This window comes from Streptomyces sp. NPDC002265 (genome assembly GCF_040296125.1).
In the GTDB taxonomy this organism is placed as follows: Bacteria; Actinomycetota; Actinomycetes; order Streptomycetales; family Streptomycetaceae; genus Streptomyces.
On record NZ_JBEOWS010000474.1, the window covers coordinates 1 to 6052 of the forward strand.

Here is a 6052-nt window from a genome sequence, read left to right on the forward strand (position 1 = left end):
CATTATGCACGGACACCTGTGGTCGCCCTCGTATTTCTGCGCATCGTGCGGAGGAGCACCGATGGCGATCGTGCGCCAGTACATCGAGCAGCAAAAACGTCCGCACCAACGTGCACGTCAGAGCAGTCTTGAGATGCATTCATCCCCAGCGTGAACGCCGGGGCTTTCCGCAAGAGTCCCGGTATCCGCGCCGGCCTTCGCCAGGTCGGACAGACGGCGCAACTGCGTGTACCTGTCGGGGTCGCTGTCGCAGAACTCCTCCTTGGGCAGGAGATCCGCCTCGGAGACGACACCGACGACCCGGCACTCGCCCTCGATGACGGGCAGGGCGCTGACCTTCCAGTCCTGCATCAGCTGCACGATCTCCTTGAAGGTCGCCCTGCGGCCGACTGCGGCGACCGTGTGGGTCATGACATCACTGACGATGTGCGGGGTGCCGTGCATGGTCACTCCTTTGGAAACCGTTCGGAACCGGCCGGGTCAGATGAGGCTGCCGGCGCCGTATGGGGCGTACAGGTCGAGGAGGCGGGTCCTGGCCGAGCGCAGACGGTGGGCGAGGACCTGACCCACCCACCGGCTGACGTCCCGGCCCAGGGCCGGGACGTCCAGGCACATGGGCCGACAGCCGTGGCGTCGAATTCGTAGGCCCGCACCGTGTCACCGCCTCGGCGCCCATCTGCCAGGCAGGCGGAGGAAACAGCCAGGACCAGCCAACCAGCGCATTGTGGCCGAGGCTCTCGACGACGTCCGCCCGACGGTCCGGTACCGGCATATCGCGCTCGACCCGGCCGGTGCGAATGATCCAGAAGCGGCCGGCGCGTCCTCCCTCCTCGAACAGGCGCGTTCCCTGCGGGACACAAACCTCCCGGGCGCGGCGCATGAACCGCTCGCGGTGTCCGGCGGGCAGTGAGCGCAGCACGCTGGGGGTGGACGTGGCGTGCATGACATGCCTCCTTGCGAGGCTACGAACTTCCAAGGCCAGCGTCTGCCGGGCCCTTGAGGAGGTTCATGGTCCGTACGGTCCAGTGATCGGGCCATCCAGTACCGACGACCGGTTGATTTCGGCGCGCTGCACAGGGACATGCGGCCAGGCCTCGCCCTCCATTTCGTTTACGTCCACGACGAGTTGGGGCTGCACGGACCTCCTGGACCGGGACCTTCGGCACCACTGTGGGTCCCGGGTGGCCGCTGCCCTGATCCGGCGTGGCGCAGAAGCATCGCCTACGGATCGACTCATCCACAGCGACTTGTACAAGGAGCGCAGCCATGCCCAGGACTCCAGCGACTGGCGACCGAGCGACGCCCCGGCCCAAGGCGGCACTCGGTCTTCCGGCCGCGTCCGCGCTCGTGATCGGTACCATCATCGGCACCGGGATCTTCGCTCTCCCCTCCGCGCTCGCCCCGTACGGGCCCGTCTCGCTGGTCGCCTTCGTCATCGTGACTCTGGGCGCGCTGGCGCTCGCGCTGACCTTCGGGGCGTTGTCGAAGCGGGTACCGGCGAGCGGCGGGCCGTACGTCTACGCCCGGGAGGCTTTCGGCGAGTTCGCCGGATTCCTCAACGCGTGGTCGTACTGGATCACTGCGTGGGCCGGCAACGCGGCGATCGCTGTGGCGTGGGTCGGCTACGTCGAGGTGTTCGTCAACACGGGTCACAAGACGTGGATTTCCATGAGCATCGCTCTCGGCGGGCTCTGGGCGGCGGCCGCGATCAACCTCACCGGCGTCCGTAACATCGGCGCGTTCCAGGTGGTCACCACCGTGCTGAAGTTCGTGCCGCTTGTCTTCATGGCGACCATCGGGCTGTTCTTCATCGACCCGGACAACTTCGGAGCCTTCAACGCCAGCGGTCAGTCGGCGCTCGGCGCGATCTCCGCAGCGGCGGCCATCGCCCTGTTCAGCTACCTCGGGCTGGAGGCCGCCTCGGTGGTCGCCGGCCGGGTGCGCGAGCCGGAGCGGAACGTGCCGCGCGCCACCGTCTACGGCACGCTGCTGTGCGCCGTCATCTACATTCTGGGCACGCTCGCGGTCTTCGGCACCGTCTCGCACGGGGCGCTGAGCGACACTGTCGCACCGTTCACCGACGCCGCGAACAACATCGTCGGCGGCACCTGGGCGGGGGACGTCGTGGCCGTCGCCGCGATCATCTCGGGCATCGGCGCCCTCAACGGCTGGACCATGCTGTGCGCCGAGATGCCGTACGCCGCCGCCCGCGACGGGCTCTTCCCCGATGTCTTCGCGAAGCTGCGCGGTGAGAGCGGCGTGCCGGCCTTCGGTGTCGTCGCCTCCACCGTGCTGGCCTCGCTGATCACGGTGTTCAGCTATACCCGCTTCGAGGACGTCTTCACGAAGATCGTGCTGCTGAGCGTGCTCACCGCGGTGGTCCCGTATCTGTTCTCCGCCGCCGCCCAGCTGTACTGGCTGCTGGTGCGCGGCCGGGAGACCCTCAGCCCGCGGCGCCTGGCCCGCGACGTCACCGTCGCCGCTCTCGCGCTGGCCTTCTCCTACTGGTCGATCCAGGGCAGCGGCTACCAGACCGTCTACTACGGACTGTTCGTGCTGCTGCTCGGGGTGCCGGTCTATGTGTGGCTGAAGCGGGGCCAGGGCCGGTATGGCGACGAACCGGCCGCGGCGATTCCCGCCGCCCGTGCTCCGCGTGAGGAGCATGCCCCGGAGACGCCGGCACCACCGAAGCGGCTCTCCCGCGGGCTGGGCACCAACCGCGTCGGCGGCCCCCGCAGGCGCGACGCCCACCGCCACCAGGACTGACCATCACCCTCACGATTGAGGAAACCACGCCGTGAACACGTTCCACGTCGACTCCGAGGCCGGGCGCCTGCGCCAGGTGATCCTGCACCGTCCCGGCATCGAGCTCTCCCGCCTCACCCCGCGCAACGTCGACGCTCTCCTCTTCGACGACATCCTGTGGGCCAAGCGCGCCCGTGAGGAACACGACGCCTTCGCCCAGGTGCTGCGCGACCACGGCACCCGCGTGCACTACTTCGCCGACCTGCTCGCACAGACCCTCGACAGCGACGAGGCCCGTGACTGGCTGCTGGAGCGGGTGATCACCCCGGCCACCGTCGGACCGGCGCTCATCGACCCGGTGCGCGAACTGTGCGCCGAACTCGACGGCGAGACCCTCGCCGGACACCTCATCGGCGGGCTCCTCAAGAGCGACCTGCCGCTCGCCACCCCGCACAGCCTGGTCTGGAACGCACTCGACGCGGACGACTTCGCCCTCGCCCCGCTGCCCAACCACCTCTTCCCGCGCGACAACTCCTGCTGGGTGTACGACCGTCTGTCGGTCAACCTGATGGCCAAGACCGCCCGGCGGCGCGAGAGCCTGCACGCCGAGGCCATATACCGCTTCCACCCGATGTTCGCCGGCGTCGCCCCGGAGCCGCTCCTTGACGGCTCGGCGGGAACCCTCGAAGGCGGGGACGTCCACGTCCTGGGCAACGGCGCCGTCATGGTCGGCATGGGGGAGCGCACCACTGCGCAGGCGGTGGAGAACCTGGCCGCCCGGCTGTTCGCCGAGGGCACGGCACGGCGGCTGATCGCCGTCCACCTCCCTGCTGCCCGGGCCTACATGCACCTCGACACCGTGCTGACGATGATCGACCGCGACACCTTCGTCATCTACCCGGGCCTGGCCGACTCCCTGCGCTCCTGGACACTCACGCCCAGCGGCACCCGCGAGTGCGGCTTCGACGTCGCCCCCAATTCCGACCTCGCTACTGCCCTGGCCGAGTCCCTCGACCTCGACAAGGTCCGGATGCTCTCCGCCCCGCAGGACATCCGCAACGCCGAGCGCGAACAGTGGGACGACGGCAGCAACTTCCTCGCCCTCGCCCCCGGCGTGATCGTCGGCTACGAGCGCAACGTCACCACCAACACCTACCTGCGCAAGCAGGGCATCGAGATCGTCACCATCGCCGGCGCCGAACTCGGCCGCGGACGCGGCGGCCCGCGCTGCATGAGCTGCCCCATCGAACGCGACCCGGCCGCCTGAGCCCCCAGGGGGAACCACCATGACCATCGACCTGCGCGGCCGCTCCTACCTGAGTGAACTCGACTTCAGCGCAGCCGAGATTCACCACCTCCTCGACCTCGCCGCCACCCTGAAGGCCGCCAAGCGAGCCGGCACCGAGCAGCCTCGGCTGACCGGCCGGAATCTCGCGCTGATCTTCGAGAAGACCTCCACCCGCACCCGCTGTGCCTTCGAGGTCGCAGCCGCCGACCAGGGTGCCGCCACCACCTACCTGGGCCCCGGCGACACCCACATCGGCGTCAAGGAGTCCATCGCCGACACCGCCCGCGTACTTGGCCGCATGTTCGACGCCATCGAGTACCGCGGCTCCGCCCAGTCCCTCGTCGCCGCCCTCGCCACCCATTCCGGCGTTCCCGTCTACAACGGGCTCACCGACACAGCGCACCCCACTCAGAGCCTGTGCGACGTGCTCACCATGCACGAGCACAGTCTCAAGCCCGTGCCCGACATCGTCTACTGCTACCTCGGTGACGCGCGCAACAACATGGGCAACTCGCTGCTGTCCATGGATGCGCTGCTCGGCATGGACGTGCGCATCGCCGCCCCTGCCCCGCTGTGGCCCGACCCCGCGCTGGTCACCAAGTGCCGGGAGGTGGCCGAGCGCAGCGGTGCCCGAATCCTTCTCACCGAGGACGCCGAGACTGCCGTACGCGGCGCCGACTTCCTGCACACCGACGTCTGGGTGTCCATGGGCGAGCCCGCCGACACTTGGCGGGAGCGGATCGAACTGCTGCTGCCGTACCAGGTCAACGGCAAGACGCTCGACGCCACCGGCAACCCGGACGTGAAGTTCATGCACTGCCTGCCGGCCCTGCACGACCGCCGCACCCGTCTCGGAAACGACCTCTTCGACCGCTATGGCCTGAACGGACTTGAAGTCGCCGACGACGTCTTCTCCTCGCCCGCGTCGATCGTCTTCGACCAGGCCGAGAACCGGCTGCACACCATCAAGGCAGTACTCGTCGCCACCCTGGAGGACTGAAGCCATGCGCATCGTCGTCGCCCTCGGCGGCAACGCCCTGCTCCACCGCGGCGAACGCCCGGACGCCGCCGTTCAGCAAGCAAACATCGACCGGGTCGCCACCGCACTGGCCGCTCTGGCCCACGAGCACGAGATCGTCCTCACCCATGGCAACGGCCCGCAGATCGGCCTGCTCGCCATGGAGAGTGCGAGCGACCCGGCCCTCAGCGCCCCCTACCCTCTTCATCTGCTTGGCGCGCAGACCCAGGGCCTGATCGGCTCCCTGCTGGCCTGCACGCTGCATGACGCCCTGCCCGGCCGCCACATCGCCACCCTCGTCACCCACACCCTGGTACGGGCCGACGACCCGGCGTTCGGCCGGCCCACCAAGTTCGTCGGCCAGGTCTACCCACGGGAGGTGGCCAGGGCTCTCGCCCGCAAGCGGGGCTGGCACATCGCGCAGGACACCACCGGCTGGCGCCGCGTCGTCCCCTCCCCGGCACCGGAACGCATCCTGGAGACCGACACCGTCCACGAGCTGCTGAACAGCGGCACCCTCGTGATCTGCGCGGGAGGCGGAGGTGTCCCCGTCACGGCGGACAACGACACCGGCGCGCTGACCGGCGTCGAGGCCGTCGTCGACAAGGACCTCACGGCAGCTCTGCTCGCCGAAGATCTGAAGGCCGACTTCCTGTTGATCCTCACCGACGTCCCGTGCGTGTACGAGGACTATGGGACCTCCGCTCAGCAGCCCGTCCTCGACGCCACCCCCGCCGTACTGCGCCGCAAGGGCTTTCCCGAGGGCTCCATGGGGCCGAAGGCCGAAGCCGCGGCCCGGTTCGTCGAGCGGACCGGAGGGCTCGCCGCCATCGGGGCGCTGGACGCGGCGTACGAGATCGTGCACGGCCGCTCGGGCACCCTGGTCCGCCCTGAACTCGTGGCTGGCTGACGGGCGGGAGTGGGGAGCACCGGGGCCGTCCGGCCCCAGCGCCGGGGCCGGACGGCCCGCCCGGGGGCGCAGTCCGGCACCACCCCGTGAC

Annotated in this window: 5 protein-coding genes and 2 pseudogenes; 5 read left to right on the forward strand and 2 right to left on the reverse strand. The window is 69.4% G+C overall.

Annotation, left to right across the window (positions count from 1 at the left end):
- The coding region (locus ABT085_RS42830) for a transposase (RefSeq protein ID WP_351621567.1) at nt 1-154 on the forward strand (154 nt) is incomplete at its 5' end.
- Here the strand turns inward: ABT085_RS42830 and ABT085_RS42835 are convergent.
- Both ABT085_RS42835 and ABT085_RS42840 read right to left on the reverse strand, forming a co-directional pair.
- Nucleotides 154-444: pseudogene (locus tag ABT085_RS42835) on the reverse strand (CBS domain-containing protein); the annotation flags it as partial. The gene ABT085_RS42830 and the pseudogene ABT085_RS42835 overlap by 1 nt on opposite strands.
- Before the next feature lie 36 nt (nt 445-480).
- Nucleotides 481-943, reverse strand: a pseudogene (locus ABT085_RS42840) (cyclic nucleotide-binding domain-containing protein).
- 404 nt (nt 944-1347) lie between these two features.
- Here ABT085_RS42840 and ABT085_RS42845 point away from each other — a divergent pair.
- From ABT085_RS42845 to ABT085_RS42860, 4 genes are read left to right on the forward strand one after another with little or no spacing between them, the layout of a single operon-like run.
- On the forward strand, nt 1348-2766 hold the full coding sequence (locus ABT085_RS42845) for an APC family permease (protein ID WP_502982959.1): 1419 nt from the start codon (nt 1348-1350) through the stop codon (nt 2764-2766).
- 31 nt (nt 2767-2797) lie between these two features.
- Nucleotides 2798-4012 (forward strand): arginine deiminase, encoded by a 1215-nt coding sequence (locus ABT085_RS42850; RefSeq protein ID WP_351621559.1) that lies wholly within the window; start codon nt 2798-2800, stop codon nt 4010-4012.
- 19 nt (nt 4013-4031) lie between these two features.
- Entirely contained in the window at nt 4032-5033 is a 1002-nt protein-coding gene (argF, locus tag ABT085_RS42855; protein WP_351621561.1) for an ornithine carbamoyltransferase, read from the forward strand.
- A gap of 4 nt (nt 5034-5037) precedes the next feature.
- Nucleotides 5038-5961 (forward strand): carbamate kinase, encoded by a 924-nt coding sequence (locus tag ABT085_RS42860; RefSeq protein ID WP_351621564.1) that lies wholly within the window; start codon nt 5038-5040, stop codon nt 5959-5961.
- The last annotated feature ends 91 nt before the right edge of the window (nt 5962-6052 follow it).

Excerpts from the sequence above, each read along its gene's own strand:
- argF (WP_351621561.1), top strand. The coding sequence starts at position 4,032 with ATGACCATCGACCTGCGCGGCCGCTCCTACCTGAGTGAACTCGACTTC.
- ABT085_RS42860 (WP_351621564.1), top strand. The coding sequence starts at position 5,038 with ATGCGCATCGTCGTCGCCCTCGGCGGCAACGCCCTGCTCCACCGCGGC.